We start from the raw sequence: 18,379 nt of genomic DNA on the forward strand, positions 1-18,379 counted from the left end.
ACAAACAATTAAAAAAACGATAAAAGGTATAGAAATTATAGGAGGAGAAAACCATTGTCCAGAGCTATGAAAAATCGTAGAAAAAAACCAATTATAGGGATCGCAATTTCCTTAGTTTTAGTAGCTGGAGTTGCAGGTACTCTTTATGAACAAAACAAAGAACCTAAAACGATTGTGATTAAAAAGGATGCTAAGGTTAAAAATGACATTGTACTAAATTTTCCAGATTATTATAAAACTACAAAAGAAGACGAATCTGGATTATTAGAAGTGTTAAACGTTGATTCAAATTTAGTTTTAGTTAATAAAGATCGAAAGTTACCAGATGGTTATGAACCTAACGATCTTATCTATCCATCAATACCACTAAATGGGGCAGTAAAAGAAAAAACTAGAATGAGAAGTGAAGCTGGACATGCATTAGAGAAGTTATTTGCTGGTGCAGCTGCGGATGGCTATACATTAACAGCAATTTCTGGATACCGTTCGTATGATCGACAAGTTGCTTTATACAATAATTATATTTCTGTACACGGTGAGGCGTGGACTAAGGCATTCAGTGCATACCCAGGAACGAGTGAACATCAAACTGGACTAGCGATAGATGTTTCATCACCGGCATTTGGTAATGCTTTAGAAGTAGGTTTTGCCAAAACACCTGAAGGAACATGGCTAGCAGAGCATGCACATGAATACGGCTTTATTATTCGTTACCCAGAAGATAAAGTAGATATAACAAAATATCACTATGAACCATGGCATATTCGATATGTTGGTAAAGATTACGCTACTTATTTATATACGAATCATCTTGCACTTGAAGAAGCGATGCCAGCTAAAAAATAATAATAACAAAAAGGCATGTCCCATTAATATGAGACATGCCTTTTACTATCTATTACTGATTGATTAAAGTATTTGCCATACCTAGTGCTTTACGGGTTTGTTTGCGTTTAAAATAATAGTTAAACAATTCTTTTTCCGAATGTTTGATTAGATAAGCGAATCCTAGTTTTTTAAAAAATGGTAATGAATGCTCCGCCAAAAATTGGTGGTATTCTTGTTCTTTTTCTAAGATTAAAAAGTCTAATAAGATGAATAAATTGATAAAAAGTTTGTCATTTTTTTTGGAAGCAATATCAAATCCTTTACCTACATACTGTAGTAATTCGCCTTTAGGTAATAGTTCTCCAAAATAGGAACTTCGTATATAGCCTTCTAGGGAAAGTAAATATGGTATAGAATTGGTATCCTTCAATTTCATAGACTCAAAATAGTATTTTTTTGCTAACTCATAATTTTTTCTTCGATAATATTCAAAGGCTAAATTATGATATACCCTTGCTTTTCGGTCTGATGATCTACAAATTTCGCAGCTTTGGATTAAGTTTTCAAATCTTTTAATCGTCTCTGAAAATTCTTCATTATCCTTAATTTGTATAAGCATAAGCATTTCGGAGTCGATAACCCGAAGATAAGAATTAATACTTTTGAAATACTGTCGGGCTTTATCAGCATAAAAGTAAGCCATAACAGGTAAATCGTTAGAATGGTAAGCAGAAGCTAAGTGATAATAATATTCCTCATTTGCATATTCTTCATTATTAATTTTCTTTAAAACTTGAATGGCAAGTAAAGGTTCATGATTTGTTAAGTGATAAATACCTTGAACATGTCTAAAAAGATTTACTTCATAAGGCGACAATTTGTGCTTTATTTTTTTTATTTCATTAATGAGTTCTTTTGCTTCATTCATTAAATTCTTCATTAATAAATATCTGATGCGAAGTAATTTATATTGATTAACATAATTTGAAATTTGAATTAACTCTTCTTGCTCAAGTTCTAAGTTGATTTCTTCTATTTCGTCATTTAGCTGCATTGCAATAGACTGCTGCCAACTATTTATACGCATTTTAATATTTTTTAATTTTAAAATCTCATTTTCGATTTTTATTCCAAGTCGAACCGATAGTAGGGCTATAATTTCATTTGCATATTCTGTTTGAGATCTTTCTATTTTACTAATATGCGTACTAGAACAAATTCCTTTCCCTAACTGTTCCTGTGTCATCTGAGATTTTTCTCGATAATATTTTATGATTTTCCCCTCATACATAACAAATTTCTCCCTTTTGTAAACCTTTTTATTAATAGTTTGAGCAGTAGAAAACCATCGATTCCCCCAAGTTTATAATAAAAATTTCTATTGAATTTTAATGGCGTTCTATTCAAACACAATCAATAATTCAATAAATTTAGTAAAATATGTGACTTTAATTCTAAAAAGTTATGATGATTAATTTCGAAATAGGATTATAAATAAAAATTTGGACTGAAATAACCCCCATTTACCACGAAAAATTGCTAAATTACAATTAAATTATTAGATTTATCTAATTATTCTAACTCTAATTTTACATCATTTTTTTAATTGGAGGAATGAATTAGAGCTAGTTTTTTAACTTAATATAGTAGAAGGAGCGCATCGAAATGAAGATTAGAAATAAGAAAATGCTAAACGTAATGGTAACAAGTGTATTAACTACAAGCTTTTTTACATCTTATTTAATGCCTCAAAAAAAATCTTATGCAACTTCGAACTCTGTTGAATCAATCTTAAAGGGACTGACAGATGAGCAAAGACAATCGATTAAGCGTTTAACTCCTCAAGAAGGTTTTGTGATCGACCCTAGTTTATTATCTTTAAAAGATAAAACTGCAAATATAATTGTTGAACTAAAAACTTCACCAATTGAAAATGGTCAAAATGGGAAATTAAAAGAGTTATCTAAAAGTAAGAAAGAAAAAATTAAAGGTGAACAAGCATTCTTTAAAAAGCGATTAACGGAATTATGGAATAAGAAAAACGAAAAAGTAGAAATAACTCAGCAAGCTAAGGAGAAAACAAATCAGTTTCATATTAAACAATCATTTGAAAATGTATTTAATGGAGTGGCAATGACTATTCCGACTGATCAAATAAATTTGCTTCTTCAAATAGGTGTTGTGAAACGAGTATGGAAGGATAATAAAGTTAGTGTACCAATCAATGAGCTTTCTGTTAATTCTTCTGCTAAAAATAAAAGCGTTCCACCAGCTTTACCACTTATGGGTGTGAATCGTTTACATAACGAGGATATAAATGGACAGGGGATTAAAGTAGGAGTTCTTGATACGGGTATTGATTACAATCATCCGGATTTAAAGGATGTTTATAAAGGTGGTTATGATTTTGTAGATAATGACTCGGATCCAATGGAGTCTACACCTGCAGATCTTGTTGCTTCTGGTGAGCCGGCAGAAATTGATGGTCGTCCATTTGTTACTGAGCATGGAACGCATGTTGCAGGTACGATTGCATCAAACCCACGAAATAATGTTGATTATGCGATGACTGGCGTTGCACCAAATGTTGATTTATATGCATATCGCGTTTTAGGGCATTATGGTTCAGGATATGATTCTTGGATTATTGCTGGTATAGAAAAGGCTGTAGAAGATGGCATGGATGTGATTAATCTTTCTTTAGGAAATAGTAATAATTATTCTTTAGATGCTACAGCAGTAGCGATTAATAATGCAGCTTTGCAAGGAGTAGTGCCCGTTGTAGCAGGAGGTAACGCAGGTCCTACGCCAGGGTCCTTAGGTTCTCCTGGTTCATCACCGTTAGCTATTACTGTTGGAGCAAGCGATGTTCCTACAGATATACCAACTGTACAGACGAGTATAGGGGATGTTTCAGTTAAAAATGAGTTAATGGCTCACGGTTTAGGAAAAGATTATTTAAGTATTCTTGATAAAGAATTGAATGTAGTAGATGTAGGAATCGGTGCAAAAGAGGATTATGTAAATAAAGATGTAAGTGGCAAAGTGGCGTTAATATCACGTGGTACTTTATCTTTTGATGAAAAAATACGCCGTGCTCATGAAAAAGGGGCAGTAGCAGTGTTAATTTATAACAATATAGAAGAAGAGATTCCTTTCTTCTTAGGTGAAAACTTTGGATATGTACCGACCTTTAAAATGAGTCAAGAGGAAGGGAAAAGCATTGTTGATGAACTCAATAAAAATCCGGAAGTTAAACTAAAAATGACAGATTTACAGTCAAATATGACATCTGGTGACGTTTTAGCAGATTTTAGTTCCAGAGGACCTGTAAGTAATAATTTTGATATTAAACCAGATGTTGTGGCACCAGGAGTTTCTATTTTCTCAACGGTGCCAGAATATATTAATAATCCTGGGGAAGAAACGGATTACACCACTAGTTACGCGAGTATGGATGGAACTTCAATGGCTACACCGCATGTTGCGGGTGTAGCTGCATTATTACTACAATCTCATCCAGAATATACTGTTGCCGATGTAAAAGCAGCACTTATGAATACAGCGGATCCATTAAAAGGAAGAACATATAATGTAAACGAAGTTGGAGCTGGACGAGTAGATGCTTATGAGGCAGTTCATAACACGACTTTAGTAGAAGTACAAAATAAAACGTACACATTAGATGAAAATGGGTTTAAAAAGCAAATTGATGATGTATCAGGTTCATTACCTTTCGGAAGTATTACACAAACAAGTGAGGAACAAAATCGAACAACATCAATTAGTATTAAAAATTTAAGTAATAATAATGAAACATATCATACAAGAGTAGAATTTTTAACGATCGATGACGTTTCAAAGGATGCTAGTAAAAATAGTGTAAAACTTGATTTACCTTCAAAAGTAACTGTTAATGGGAATGAGAGTGTCAATATAGATGCCAAAGTAACAATACCAAAATCTGCTGAGTTTGGCATATATGAAGGATATATTTATGTAGAAAATGAATCAAAAACACAAGAGTACCAAATACCATTCCACGTGAGATATACGACAAGTGGCTTTGCAAAAGTTGATTTCTTTAAAAATGCAATTACAAGTGACTTAAGTAACTTCCATCCTGATATTCTACCTTTTACACCAGTTACAATAAGATTAAACAGTGAAATGAAAAAAATCGATGTCGTTGTTAGCGATCTATCTGGCAAACCAATTGGTCTGTATGGTACTTTCGATTTAGATGGTGCAAATGTTGATACAGACTACTTAATCATGTACGGCTTTTCAGGTGATGTAAAATTATTTACAGGTGATCCAAATAAGCCATTATCTTTAGAGTATGAATCATTGGATGAGGGCAAATATATTGTTTCTTATATTGGTACAGATGCAGATGGAAAAACCTATAAAGTAGACAATGATATGGTAATTGATAATACACCTCCAAAAGTAGTATTTGATAAAAAGACAGGCATTAATGAAATTTCCGATGCAGATTTGACAACCGAAACAAACCCAATGGATGGTAAAGACTACAAAGCTTACTGGGTCCACGGGAATGTATACGACGATACAATTGATTATCTAAAAAGTAGGGGACATGATTTAACTCAGGAAGCAAACTCAGTTTATGCTTATCAGGATTCTTCATGGCCGACAGCACAATTTTTCCCAACTAAAAATGGTGACTTTAAATTTGGTGTATTACCAGAAGAGTACGCAAATTACCCTACGAACGTAGCAATTTATACTTATGATTATGCATCAGCAGGAAATCCAGTTTTCCCAGATTTTACGATTATGAATAAAGGTGACCGATATTCAACAATTAATATAGAGTCTAGGGAAGTTACTTTAGGTTCAGAGTTTACAAGTACATTTACGATTCACAATGCAAAGGACTTAACAAGTGCCAATGTGACAATAAATATACCAAACTATTATAAAGTTATGAGTGTAAAGCAATCGAAACAATTAGATGAGTTAATGAAGAAAAATAATTGGAGTATACGCATTGGAAAACCACAAATAACAGAGGATACATGGTCAAGTATTACAACATTTTCAATTGATATTAAGGATAAAAAGACGAATTTACCAGTAAAAATTAATGGGAATATTGATTTATTAGATATTAATTTAAAGGTTGTGAGCGACCTTAACTATATGAGGGAAAGCGGCTTTTATTATCAAGAGTCAACATATCAAACAAATGAAGGTAATAAGGTTACGTTACCGACATATGCTAATCGCTTTAAATTCGTCGCCCAACATTCAGTTTTAGAAGGGTATTTCCACGGTGAAGCAGTTAACTTTTATAACTACGATTTAGATTATTCGACGTTAGGTGTAAAAGCATATGTTGTAGATAAAAACGGTAAACAATATAAAGCGGATATTTCAGAAAATGGCTATATGACGATCTTTGATATTCCAGCAACTGAGGATGATTATACATTCGTAGTTAACATTCCAGGACACTATCAATATAGTAGAAAAATTAAATTAAGTAAATTAATAGATGGAAAGGTCCAAGGTATAGACTATTTCGCTTATACTGATACTGCAGCAGCAGGAGATATTAATGGTGATAATGTAATCGATATTTATGATGCAAAGCTTATTGCAAATAAAGCTCAGGAAACTGGCGATAAGTTGAAGGAAGATCTAAATAAAGATAGAGTAGTTGATATCCAGGACTTCAATTATGTTGAAAAGAACTTCATGACAACAAATCCATTTTTCCCAACATCTATTAAACCAGTTGAAAAAGCAGGTAAATTAACGTTAGAAGAATTAAAAAAGAAATTTAACTAGAGTGCAAGAACTTTTCCGATAAAAAGCCACAAGGAATTTACCTTGTGGCTTTTAGAATGTTGAAATATAAAATGGTCAATAGAGAAAACGTACATTAAATGAACATATATTAATGAAGAAGTTATCATTTTTTGGATGATCTTTTAATGTATTTAAATGTTAATATGTTTGATCAATTTTATGATTCCAATAACACTAAAAAAGATTTTTTCAGAAGTAAAAAATTAAGAGCTAATTTTTAGAAAAATAAGTTCAATTGATTTGTTTAGTTTAATTAATATTCGATATAAATCGACCTACAAACTGATTTGTAAACAACTGTTAGATAACTCTAAGTAAAGGCTTCTTGATTAGAATTTATTGCAGACTTTTTTTTATGAATAAGTTGATTGGAACGGAGGGATGCTCGACTCCTATGGGATTAGCGGGAAGGCTGAGACCCCGCAGGCTTGCCGAGGAGGCTCAGGTCTCGCCCCATGGAAAGCGAGCATCCTGTAGTGGAAATCAACATCACTCTACCCCTTTACGAAAATTTGGTAATTTAATTGAAGGTTGTTTTTCAACAGCGTGAAAGCCACAAGGAATTTACCTTGTGGCTTTTCTCTGTTTTAATTAGATTATTTAAATTTAGTTATAAAAAAATGCACCCCTAACATTCGGGGTGCACTTCAAGTTTGACTTGTGTTCTTTTACCATGTTTCTAATTCAACCGGCGTTACTTCCAAGATTCAATAGCATTTATTAGTAATGACGCAAATACTTTTGCACCATCTGGTTTTAAATGAACGCCATCCGGAGAAAAATATGAATTATGATTGGCGCTAGCACTATACCAGTCTACAACTCTAGTATTTGGGTATTTACTTGAACCTTCCCTTAAAGTTTTATTAACAAACGATTCCCAAGGTCTAGGTACTCGCGTGTTAACAAATAAAATTTTTCGATCTTTTCCAATTAACTCTATAAGAGAAGACATTTGTTTTACGGTAAACGGACCGTTTGTACCTAGCTCTATGACAACAGTACTCCCAAGCGAATTTGTGCTTTTTGCTTGTTGAATAATTGCAGATGCTTCAGTAAATTGTCTTCCAATTTTAGCATTAACCGAAAGAGATGGATATGTTTTTTTAAGTTCAGGAATTGAATTAATAACGATAGAATCTCCTATAATAAATACACTATTGTTTGAAACAACCGGCTTATTCGTTTCAGCAGGTTTATTATTATTAGTATTTGGAGTTTGATTGTTATTTACACCTAGTTTAGAATCTTCAGTTGTTTGACCATTATTATTTTGCTTATTTGTATTGTCAGTAACTGGCTTTTCATCTTTATTTTCTGTTTTTACATCTTTATTTTCTTCTGTTTTTACTTCATTATTTACTGTTTTTTCATCATCATTTTGCTGAATTGGCTTAGTTACCTGTTTATCGTGATCAACTATAGTTGTTGAAGGAGGTTTTTTAGTATCGTTTTTAACAGTTTCAGATGATTGCTTTGATACGGATTGAACTGATTCAATTTCTGAGCTTGCTTTTACATCTTTGGCATCAGGAAGAACAGATAGTCCAAAGCTTGCGATACCAGATAGTAAAATAAACGTGCTTATGATAACAATATGTTTATAAAAGAATTCTTTTAAATTAATATTTCCTGCTAGGAAGTTCTTCCAAAGTATACCTAGTTTACCTTTTCTAATTGGATCTTCAATATAGTGATAGGAAAGTGCTGCAAGAACAAATATTAATGTAATTTGACAAATTGCTCTAAAAAGTGAAATATCGCCAGTGTTAACCTTAGGGGATAATAAAATAATTACAGGGTACTGCCATAAATAGATTCCATATGAACGTAATCCGATCCATTTTAACGGTCTCATTGCTAGAAATCTACCAATCTTACTTGTAGGGTGAGCGAGTGCTGCGATTAGCATTGCAGCAGAAATAGACAATAGGAACATTCCTCCGCGATAAAGGAAACTATCATATTGATTTGTTTTACCGACCATAAGTAGAAAAATAAGTAAACCCGTAATCCCAACTAGATCAATTAAAATCTTTCCAGAGGTTGTAACATTATTTGTAAGTTTTCGGCTAGGCCATACTAATGCTAATGATGCTCCTATTAATAAAGAAAAAGCTCTCGTATCAGTACCGTAATAGACCCTACTAGGATCACTACCCGGATGGAATAATATAGCCATCAGTAATGCAGAAATGATTGCACCAACTATTGTATATAAAAATAGGCGATCTTTATTTTTAATATATTTTAAGCCTAATAAAGTAAGAATTGGCCAAATAATATAAAATTGCTCTTCAACTGCTAACGACCAAAAATGATTTAATATTGATGGATTTGCATAAGACTCAAAGTACGAAAGATGATGGAAAATATACCACCAATTACTGTAATAAAATATTGCAGCTACAGAATCTTGTTTTAAATTTCCGATCATTGATGATTTGAATAATGAAACAAATGCAATGACGATTAGTAGTAAGGTGAACATTCCTGGTAAAAGCCTTTTTGCGCGGCGGTACCAAAAACTTTTTAAGTCGATCCTTTGATTTGTACTCCACTCGGCAATTAATAAATCAGTAATCAAATAACCTGAGAGTACAAAGAATACTGTTACACCTAGGAACCCACCAGAAGCCCAAGGAAAATTTAAGTGATATGCAATGACCGATAAAACTGCTAATGCTCTAAGCCCGTCTAATCCAGCCATATAACGAAACGGTTTATTAGTATTAGACATAAGCAGAACCTCTTCGTTTAAACACCTCATAAACGATTTCTTTTTCGAACAAATGTTGAGCTTTTATAAAATTTAATTTCTTAACCGTCTGAACCGCGAAGTTCATTACTAATTTCCCCTTCCCCTAATTTAACTATTTATGTCAGCCTTCTTTATATATTTGGCTTTTTGTTAAAGTATTTTTAAAAGAGAGCCAAATCTAATCAATTAAGAGTGGCTCTTTTATTCGTTTGTTTAAAAGTTATCTAATATAATGATGCCCAACTAAAACTTTTGAAAGAACGTCAGTTGGAATTGTAAATTCAACAACACCCATATAACCAGGGGCAACTTCATATTTATCAAATGAAATAACAAGCTTATGATCTTTATTTATATAAAAATTTTGATTGTCTTTAATGCTTACGAAAGGATCGATTGAATAGTCAAGATTTGCCTCCGGTATCCAGTATACCTTACTTCCATCTTTTTTCATCTGCTCTTTCATTTGTTCTTTAATGTTTTCACTAATTATTTTTACATATGATTTATCTTTAAAAAGAATAGGTAATGACAATAAAATTTCCTTTTTCTTGTCAATTGTGTCAAATTTCATAGTTGTTGAGGAAGAAGCAGCAGTATTAACAACATATCTTTCAATCGACAATATGTCCTCATTATCTGTTTTAACTTCATAACCACTATCAATTCCTAAGTGTGCACCAGAATCTTTTTTTACAGATTCTGTTTCTTTCATAAATTGATCATATAGCTTCTTATTTTCTTCTAAGTATTTTTTGTTTAAGCTTTGCTCTAAATCTTTATTTTTTAAATTTTTAACGGCTGGGACTTTTAAATCTGCCTTATAGGTTGGCTCATCTACAGTATATTCAGTAAAAGTTAGTACATTAACAACATTTCCAAGTATTGGAACATTTGATAATGTCTTTGCAAAAGTCGAACTAGTATTAATTGATAAAACAAATAGCGCAGCAGTAAAAAAACCTGTAATTGACTTTAGAGGGAATCTTTTTTGTATGGAACGTTTAATTGCTTTTTTAACAATAATGTCCAAATTATCAGGGATAGGGACATTTTTATAGTCCGATCTTAATTTTTCTAATTTTTTATCCAACTAATTGGCCTCCCAAAAATAAATTCATTTCATTTTAATCCGGAGTATTTCTAAAGCTTTATATAAACGAGTTTTGATTGTATTTGGACTCTCCTGTAAAATTTCAGCAACTTCTTCAATCTTTAAGTCTTCGAAATATCTGAGGACAATTACAGCCCGATATTTAGTAGGTAAAGATTCTAATGATCTTTCTAAATCAATATCTGTATAATTATCATCCTGTCCTGAAGAATATAACTCAATCGTTTCTTCATCCATTACAGTTACTTTTTTTTGTTTTCTTAAAAAATCTAATGATGTATTTACTACAATTCTATAAAACCAACTTTTTAAAGATTGTTCATTTTTTAATTTATCTTTTGAGGAAATGGCTTTATGAATAGAATCTTGTAATATATCCACCGCATCTTCTGAGTTTTTAACGTAGCTATAAGCTAACCGATAAAAATCATCTTTATTATTAATAATAAAATCTACAAGTTCCTTTTCTAAGTTAGACTTCCCCTTCATTTAAAGAGCTCCTTTTTTGAGATACGTATCTAAGAAGGTACACATTATAAAAGACGTATACCTATTCGAAAAAGTTTTATAAAAAGTAAAAAATATTTAAGGAAATTTTTACTATAAAATTAGCCTAACCGTTTAATGGAAATTTGGCCTAAGTTAGTAGTATACAGATGGCATACCTATTCGTAAACAAACTATAGACAATTAATCAAAAAAAAGAGCCAAGGAGTACTTCTGTTCTAAGCAACTGGCGTTATAAAGCATAAAAAGAACCAAAACAAAAAAAGCAAAAAATCTTAAAATTTTGCTCTTTAATAGTCGGTTTATTTGAAATTGCTGATAGTACAAATGAATCAAGTGGGTAAAATAGCTATTTATTTACATATTGAGATTATAGATAATAGAAATAAGAGTCTGCAAACTGTACTAATCTTACTAACTTAGTTGGAGGATATATGATTAAAGAACACTATAGTTTTAACCCATTTCCAAAAATAAACACGAACCGATTAGTTTTAAGACAAATGAATAATGAAGATCAATATGAAATATTTGCATTACGTTCAAATAAAAAAGTGTCCCAATATATTAACAGACCGATCGCAAAAGAAGTAGATGAAGCACTTCAATATATAAAAATGATTAATGAAGGAATTGAACGTAATGATTGGGTTCTTTGGGGAATTACTTTTAAAGAAAGTGATCAATTAATCGGTACAATTTGCTTGTGGAATTTTTCGGTTGAGCAATCGAAAGGGGAAGTTGGATATGAACTTTCACCAGAGCTTCAAGGAAAAGGAATCATGCAAGAGGCATTAAAAGCAGTGTTAGCATATGGATTTAATACACTTCATTTACAAGTCATTGAAGGAATTGTTCAGTCAGAAAATCAAAAATCAATCCAAATTTTAGAGAGAAATAAATTTATTAATAAAGGCTTGGTAAATAGGGGAACAACTAATGAAGAAGATATACATTCATATACTTTTGAATTAACGAATGAAAAGTATTACTCTAAATAATAGCTTGAAAAATAGAGAAGCAAATGGTTTAAAGTTTAAACAAACGTTTGAATAAAAAAGTAGTCGCTATTAGCGACTACTTTTCTAATTTAAACTAACAATTTTTAAATTTTTTGATTGAAGATATTCAATAATTTGTGGTAAAGCATCTAAAGAAGGTTTCGTTTCGTGAAGTAGAATGATACTTCCAGATTCAGTGTGGCTTTTAACGTAATTTATAATTGTATTTGTATTGCGGTTCTTCCAATCTTCAGTATCTTTATCCCATAAAACCATTTTAAATTGATGTTTTTGCATTAATTCAATAGTTGCTTGGTTTTTTGCACCGTATGGTGGTCTGAAAAGGGTTGTTTCTTGTTTTGTAATATTTTTTATTAAGTTATTTGTTCTAACCAGATCATCTTCTTGATTTTTATAAGATAGTTTTATGAAGTCATCGTGGTGCATGGAGTGGCTTCCAACTGAGTACCCGTTAGAATATGCATATTGTACATTTTCAGGATATCTTACAACGTTATCTCCGATGTAGAAAAAAGTAGCGCCAACTTTATATTTTTTTAAAACATTTACTATTTCCTTCGAATACTTTGAGGGGCCGTCATCAAAAGTAATGGCTACACTACCTTGTGGGATACTATAGCTAACTACATTGTTTAATTTTACAGTCGGATAAATAGATTGAACGGGTTTATTAGGTTCTTGCTTAATTGCATATCTAACATCTGGTTCATTTGTGTGCACATTCGGTTGAGATACATTTTTAATAGCAGTTTTATTTGGATCTTGTTTATCCTGATTTGGTTTTATTTGTTTCGCTGGAGTTTTTATCGTTTGTGCCTTTGAAACACTTTCAGCTTTTGCTGGTTTTTTTCCGCAAAATAAAGATTCTGATTTACAAGTTTGACTCTTATAAGCTATTAAACTAATCGATAGAATACTAATAGCAGCAACAGTAAGCCAACCATAAAGTTTATAACGTTTTGAATTACTCTTTTCTTTTTTTGAACTGGATCGACTAATTGATAAATATGGTAGATCTATTAAAATCCTAAGATCTTTCATATTTTTTATGGAGTGAAGTTGAAGATGAAACTCTTCTGAACAAGGAAAGTAGATTTTTTCACTCTCATTATTGTTTGATTTAGTTACAAAACTAGTAAACTGATTTTTATCTTCATCCAAATTACTACATAAAGAAAGGCTAAACTTATAGTTATCATCAAAAATAATTTTTGATTTCATAAGATTGGCCGTTTCGTTGTCAATTTCCCAATGAAGTTCTATTTCTTGATTAAATAATAGTTTGATATGCAAAAAGGATTTATCGAATTTTTGTTCGATTGATAAAAGCTCAATTAGTTTTTCATTGTAAATTGACATAACTTCCTCCGATCTTATAAAGAAATTACTCATTTGCGTTTATTCTTAAACGTTAAAGACTGACGTAAAAATATACCTTTTGTCATACCTATTTCAACGGTTTTTCTTAAAATATATTAATCTAAAAGGAAAATAATTAGTAAAGATTATCCCTATTGAGGACAGTTTTTTTAATTCGATTAAAATGTGTCGAATATTAAATTTACCTTACATTTTAATTGTAAAGTACTGTAATAAATTGTCAATTGAAGATTTGAAATTAGTCCCTATGGAATAAGAGAATAAGGTTGAAAAGGATAGAAAGAATCAATTTAAAATTTTTAATTGATTGAAATGGCACCTTATTAGGAAAAAAGTACCTTTTAGGTGCTTTTTTTTGTAAATTAACTGTTCCAACATTTTAAATGGACGTTTTAGACATACTTTATTTTATGAATTATATAAGTATAAACAACTTAAGTTATTGATTAGTAAAATTGACATTTTGCAAACAATAACATATTATGTTTGTAAATAAATAAACATTTATAATTAATGTTTGGTAAGTAATAAACAAAAAAGGGTTGTGTTTATTAAGTGGAAAATTTAGATGTTTTTTGGAATGCCGATATAGAAGAATTAAAACAAGGATATATCGAAGAGGAAAATCATTATTTATGTTTACTATGTAGTAAAAGAATTGAAAAAGGAATTATCTATCAAGATTCAGGCATTTTATATGAAGCCGAAAAATACATGAAAGTTCATATAGATCAAAGTCATGACTCTGTTTTCGATTATTTAATCCAACTGGATAAAAAGCTAACAGGATTAACTGAGCATCAAAATCATCTTCTACGTCTTTTTTATCAAGGGAAGAGTGATACAGATATTCAAAAAGAAACTGGTATCGGAAGCGCTTCTACGATTAGGAATCATCGGTTTGTTTTAAAGGAAAAGGAAAGACAAGCAAAATTATTTCTTGTCATGATGGAGCTTTTAAAAGAAAAGGATCAGCATGCGCCAAGTTTTTTACCACTTCATAAAACAGCAAAAATGGTCGATGAACGCTATAACATTACGGAAGATGAAATGGAAAAAACCTTAAAAAAATACTTTCCAGAAGGCATAGATGGATCATTAAAAAAATTTCCTTTAAAAGAAAAGCAAAAACTTGTTGTTCTAAGAGAAATCGTTAAAAGATTTTCACCAAATAAAACTTATACAGAAAAAGAGATTAATGAAGTTCTGACAGCTATTTACCCTGATTATGTCGTGTTAAGAAGATACTTAATTGAATATGGCTTTATTGATCGAAAGTCGGATGGAAGTAGTTATTGGTTAAAAGCTTAGGAAAAGAAAGGTTGGTAAAAATGAGTAGAAAAAAAGAATTAAAAATGCAATATAAAGAAACGAAAGTTCAAGCAGGTATTTATCAAATTAAAAATATAAAAAATCAAAAAGTATTTATAGTAAGTACTAAAAATTTAAAAACAATTAATGGAAAGAAATTTGAATTAGAGGCAGGGTCTTGTACAAATAAAGCTCTGCAACAAGAATGGAATGAATATGGTAAAGAGTCATTTATATTTGAGGAATTAGAAATTTTAAAGGAAGAAGATATTAGTCCATTAGGTATAAAGGGAGATCTAAAAAGACTAGAGGAAAAATGGTTAGAAAAACTTCAACCATATGGTGAAAGAGGATATAACACATATAGTAGCAAGGGTGATCAAACTTGATTACATCAGAGATTAATCCTCAGGAGCAAAAAAAAGTAAAATTTACTTTATTACGCCCAATGATTATGTTTTTAATTCCATTACTTTTAAGTAATATTATGCAGTCTATTGGCCAGGTTTTTAGCATGATTATAGTAGGAAATTGGTTAGGGGAAAATGCTTTAGCTGCAATTTCAGCTTTCTTTCCGATCTTTTTCTTTTTAGTATCATTTATTATTGGAATTGGCTCTGGTAGTTCAATTTTAATCGGTCAGGCACATGGTGCAAAGCTTGAAGAAAAAGTAAAAGCTATTGTTGGAACGACTCTTACTTTTACTCTTATCCTCTCTGTAGTACTTGCGATAATCGGCAATATTTTTATTGAAAAACTTTTGAGTTTAATAGGAACTCCTGAAAATATTCTTCATGTAAGTACACATTATGCTTCTATTTTATTTTGGTCGATTCCCGTGCTATTTATCTATATGGTATATACAACTCTAATGAGAGGTATTGGAGATTCGAAAACACCATTTTATTTTCTTATATTAAGTACAGTTTTAAATGTTGCACTTTTACCGCCATTAGTATTTGGTTGGGTAGGTATACCGAAGTTAGGAATATATGGGGCAGCATATGCATCAGTAGGTTCAACGGTTCTGACAAGTATAGTTCTATTCATATACTTACACAAAACCAATCATCCCCTACGACTTGATACTTCAATAAGAAACTATTTGAAGATGGACCCAAAACTTTTAAAACTAATTTTAAAACTAGGTATTCCAACCAGTATTAATATGGTATTTCTTTCGATTTCTGAGATTGCCGTTATTACTTTTGTTAATCAATATGGCTCAGATGCTACTGCATCCTATGGGGTAGTAAATCAGTTAGTAAGTTATGTTCAAATGCCATCTATTTGTATTGGAATCGCAGTATCAATTTTTGCTGCTCAGTCAATAGGAGCAAATCAGGTTAATCGATTAAACCAAGTTATTAAAATAGGATTATTACTTAACTATGTGCTAGGTGGCATAGTAGTATTACTCACTTATTTTTTCTCAAAGCCTATTTTAAGTTTATTTCTAACGAATGATAGTACTGTACAAATTGCGAATAGTTTATTAATGATTACGTTATGGGGATATTTAATACTCGGACATTCATTTATTTTATCGTCTACAATGCGAGCTAGTGGAGCAGTACTGTGGCCAACTCTTATTAGTATATTTGTAATATGGTGTATTGAAGTACCTGTAGCCTATCTTTTATCTCATTACACAAGTCTCGGAATGAAAGGAATTTGGTTTGGTTACCCGGCAGCTTTTATAGTTGGGCTTGGATTAAACTTTTTATATTATAAATTTTCATGGAGAAAGAAACGTATAGTCCGTTTAGTCAATTAATTTGAAAAAACCACAAGGGAATTCCTTGTGGTTACAGTGTGTAGACAAAGTACTTTAAACTTGATTTTCAGACTGATTGCAAGCGCTTGTCTTTCGAGACGCGAAGCCTGGTGAGGAGCGGAGTTACCCTAAACGGTAATGAGCACCGCAGACAGGCGAAGTAACGAAGAAAGCGAGCGTTTGTCAACAGTCTGAAGCCACAAGGGGATTCCTTGTGGTTATTTGTTTTCCCTTCAGAAATACCGTATACCTTTATTGTTATAGGAACATACTTTTATAGATACAAATTAAAATGCAATTTTACTGATTGTGTTCATAAAATCGTAACATTATCGGTCGTTTGATTAGAATAATTAATTACATTAGACAATAAGATATTACATTATAGGGGGGATTCGTAATGGACTTGGATAATGTCACACTCAGTAGATTACTAACAAGTATGACACTAGTATTTCACATTATTTTTGCAACAATTGGTGTAGGAATACCCTTAATGATCGCAATTGCAGAAGGGTTAGGAATCTTAAAAAAGGATCCACATTACACGTTAATGGCAAGAAGATGGGCAAGAGGTTACACAATTACCGTTGCAGTTGGAGTAGTAACTGGAACATGTATTGGTCTACAACTATCCTTATTATGGCCGAGCTTTATGAGAATCGCGGGTCAAGCAATTAGTTTTCCATTGTTTATGGAAACATTCGCTTTCTTTTTTGAAGCAATATTCCTAGGGATTTATTTATACACTTGGGACCGATTTAAAAAACCTATTTACCATTGGTTGATCATTTTACCTGTTATATTAGGTTCAACTTTGTCGGCATTTTTTATCACTACGGTAAATGCGTTTATGAATACTCCACAAGGTTTTACTTTGAAAAATGGAATAATTAAAACTGTCGATCCGATTGCCGCTATGTTTAATCCAGCTGCTCCTTCTAAAACATTACATGTAATTGTTACTGCATATGTTGCATCTGCTCTTATTTTAACGTCAATTGCCGCTATTCAATTATTGAGAGGGAAGAATACGGAATACACACGAAAAGGGCTTCGATTAGCAGCAACATTAGGATTAATTTTTGCCGTTTTAACAGGTGTCACAGGAGATGTTTCAGCAAAATTCCTTGCTAAATATCAGCCAGAAAAACTAGCAGCAATTGAATGGCATTTTGAGACAGAAAGAGGGGCAGATTTTGTCTTATTCGGAACACTAGATGATAAAACACATGAAGTAAAATATGAAATTCGAATTCCTAAACTGTTAAGCTTTTTATCTTTCTCAGATTTTAATGCACCAGTAACTGGATTAAATGAATTTCCAAAAGATGAGACGCCACCTTTGTTCATACATTATTTATTTGATATTAAGATGACATTTGTCGGCTTAATTATTTCGATGACCTTCATATTTGTTGTGTTTTCTATTAAAAAGAAAAATTGGATGCATAATAAATGGCTTTTACGTGGACTAGCGCTGACTGGCCCATTAGCGATGATCAATATCGAACTTGGATGGATGATTGCTGAAATTGGCCGCCAACCATGGATATTAAGAGGATATATGAAGGTTTCAGAGGGAGCCACAACTGCCCAAGGACTAGGTAGTATGTTTTGGTTATTTTTTGTATTGTATGTTTTTTTAGGAGTCTTTTGTACAATCGTTATTCGAAAAATGTTCATCCATAATCCACCCGAAGATGAACTTCAATATCGTTTAAAAAAATAGGCTCTGATAAATTTCAATCAAAAAACTCTCGGTAAGTTACGAATAAGTAAATGTTGTAGCTTGAAAGAGTATTACTTGAATTTGAACAAAGCCATGAATTGGAGGG

Annotated in this window: 12 protein-coding genes; 7 read left to right on the plus strand and 5 right to left on the minus strand. The window is 31.6% G+C overall.

Annotated features, from left to right (window positions below; all coding sequences use genetic code 11):
* Positions 1-66 precede the first annotated feature (66 nt).
* Positions 67-846, plus strand: a complete 780-nt coding sequence (locus BED47_RS05155; protein ID WP_069032792.1) for a M15 family metallopeptidase — start codon at positions 67-69, stop codon at positions 844-846.
* 52 nt (positions 847-898) lie between these two features.
* Here BED47_RS05155 and BED47_RS05160 read toward each other — a convergent pair whose 3' ends face one another.
* Complete coding sequence (locus tag BED47_RS05160) at positions 899-2,119, minus strand: helix-turn-helix domain-containing protein (RefSeq protein ID WP_069032723.1); 1,221 nt, start codon at positions 2,117-2,119, stop codon at positions 899-901.
* A 374-nt stretch (positions 2,120-2,493) separates the two neighbouring features.
* On the opposite strand from BED47_RS05160, the gene BED47_RS24335 reads away from it, so the two are divergent.
* Positions 2,494-6,648 (plus strand): S8 family serine peptidase, encoded by a 4,155-nt coding sequence (locus BED47_RS24335; RefSeq protein ID WP_069032724.1) that lies wholly within the window; start codon positions 2,494-2,496, stop codon positions 6,646-6,648.
* A gap of 715 nt (positions 6,649-7,363) precedes the next feature.
* Here BED47_RS24335 and BED47_RS05170 read toward each other — a convergent pair.
* From BED47_RS05170 to BED47_RS05180, 3 genes are all read right to left on the minus strand, one after another.
* A complete protein-coding gene (locus tag BED47_RS05170) occupies positions 7,364-9,409 on the minus strand; it encodes an acyltransferase family protein (protein ID WP_069032725.1) in 2,046 nt (681 codons plus the stop codon).
* A 241-nt stretch (positions 9,410-9,650) separates the two neighbouring features.
* Positions 9,651-10,523 carry a DUF3298 and DUF4163 domain-containing protein gene (locus BED47_RS05175; RefSeq protein ID WP_069032726.1) on the minus strand — a complete coding sequence of 291 codons (873 nt, stop codon included), beginning with the start codon at positions 10,521-10,523 and terminating at the stop codon, positions 9,651-9,653.
* A gap of 24 nt (positions 10,524-10,547) precedes the next feature.
* On the minus strand, positions 10,548-11,033 hold the full coding sequence (locus BED47_RS05180) for an RNA polymerase sigma factor (RefSeq protein WP_029715399.1): 486 nt from the start codon (positions 11,031-11,033) through the stop codon (positions 10,548-10,550).
* A 452-nt stretch (positions 11,034-11,485) separates the two neighbouring features.
* Between BED47_RS05180 and BED47_RS05185 the strand changes: the two genes are divergently transcribed.
* Positions 11,486-12,052, plus strand: a complete 567-nt coding sequence (locus BED47_RS05185; protein ID WP_025569232.1) for a GNAT family N-acetyltransferase — start codon at positions 11,486-11,488, stop codon at positions 12,050-12,052.
* An 84-nt stretch (positions 12,053-12,136) separates the two neighbouring features.
* On the opposite strand, the gene BED47_RS05190 is transcribed toward BED47_RS05185, so the two are convergent.
* Positions 12,137-13,432, minus strand: coding sequence for a polysaccharide deacetylase family protein (locus BED47_RS05190; RefSeq protein WP_069032727.1), 1,296 nt, complete (start codon positions 13,430-13,432; stop codon positions 12,137-12,139).
* Positions 13,433-14,008: 576 nt separating this feature from the next.
* Between BED47_RS05190 and BED47_RS05195 the strand changes: the two genes are divergently transcribed.
* From BED47_RS05195 to BED47_RS05210, 4 genes are all read left to right on the plus strand, one after another.
* On the plus strand, positions 14,009-14,764 hold the full coding sequence (locus BED47_RS05195; protein WP_069032728.1) for a DUF2087 domain-containing protein: 756 nt from the start codon (positions 14,009-14,011) through the stop codon (positions 14,762-14,764).
* 20 nt (positions 14,765-14,784) lie between these two features.
* Positions 14,785-15,153, plus strand: coding sequence for a GIY-YIG nuclease family protein (locus tag BED47_RS05200; RefSeq protein ID WP_025569229.1), 369 nt, complete (start codon positions 14,785-14,787; stop codon positions 15,151-15,153).
* Positions 15,154-15,212: 59 nt separating this feature from the next.
* The gene (locus BED47_RS05205; protein WP_084006785.1) at positions 15,213-16,541 is read left to right on the plus strand and encodes an MATE family efflux transporter; all 1,329 of its coding nucleotides are present in this window, start codon (positions 15,213-15,215) and stop codon (positions 16,539-16,541) included.
* A gap of 400 nt (positions 16,542-16,941) precedes the next feature.
* Positions 16,942-18,273 carry a cytochrome ubiquinol oxidase subunit I gene (locus BED47_RS05210; protein WP_069032729.1) on the plus strand — a complete coding sequence of 444 codons (1,332 nt, stop codon included), beginning with the start codon at positions 16,942-16,944 and terminating at the stop codon, positions 18,271-18,273.
* The last annotated feature ends 106 nt before the right edge of the window (positions 18,274-18,379 follow it).

This window comes from Gottfriedia luciferensis (assembly GCF_001712755.1).
Taxonomy (GTDB): Bacteria; Bacillota; Bacilli; order Bacillales; family Bacillaceae_G; genus Gottfriedia; species Gottfriedia luciferensis_B.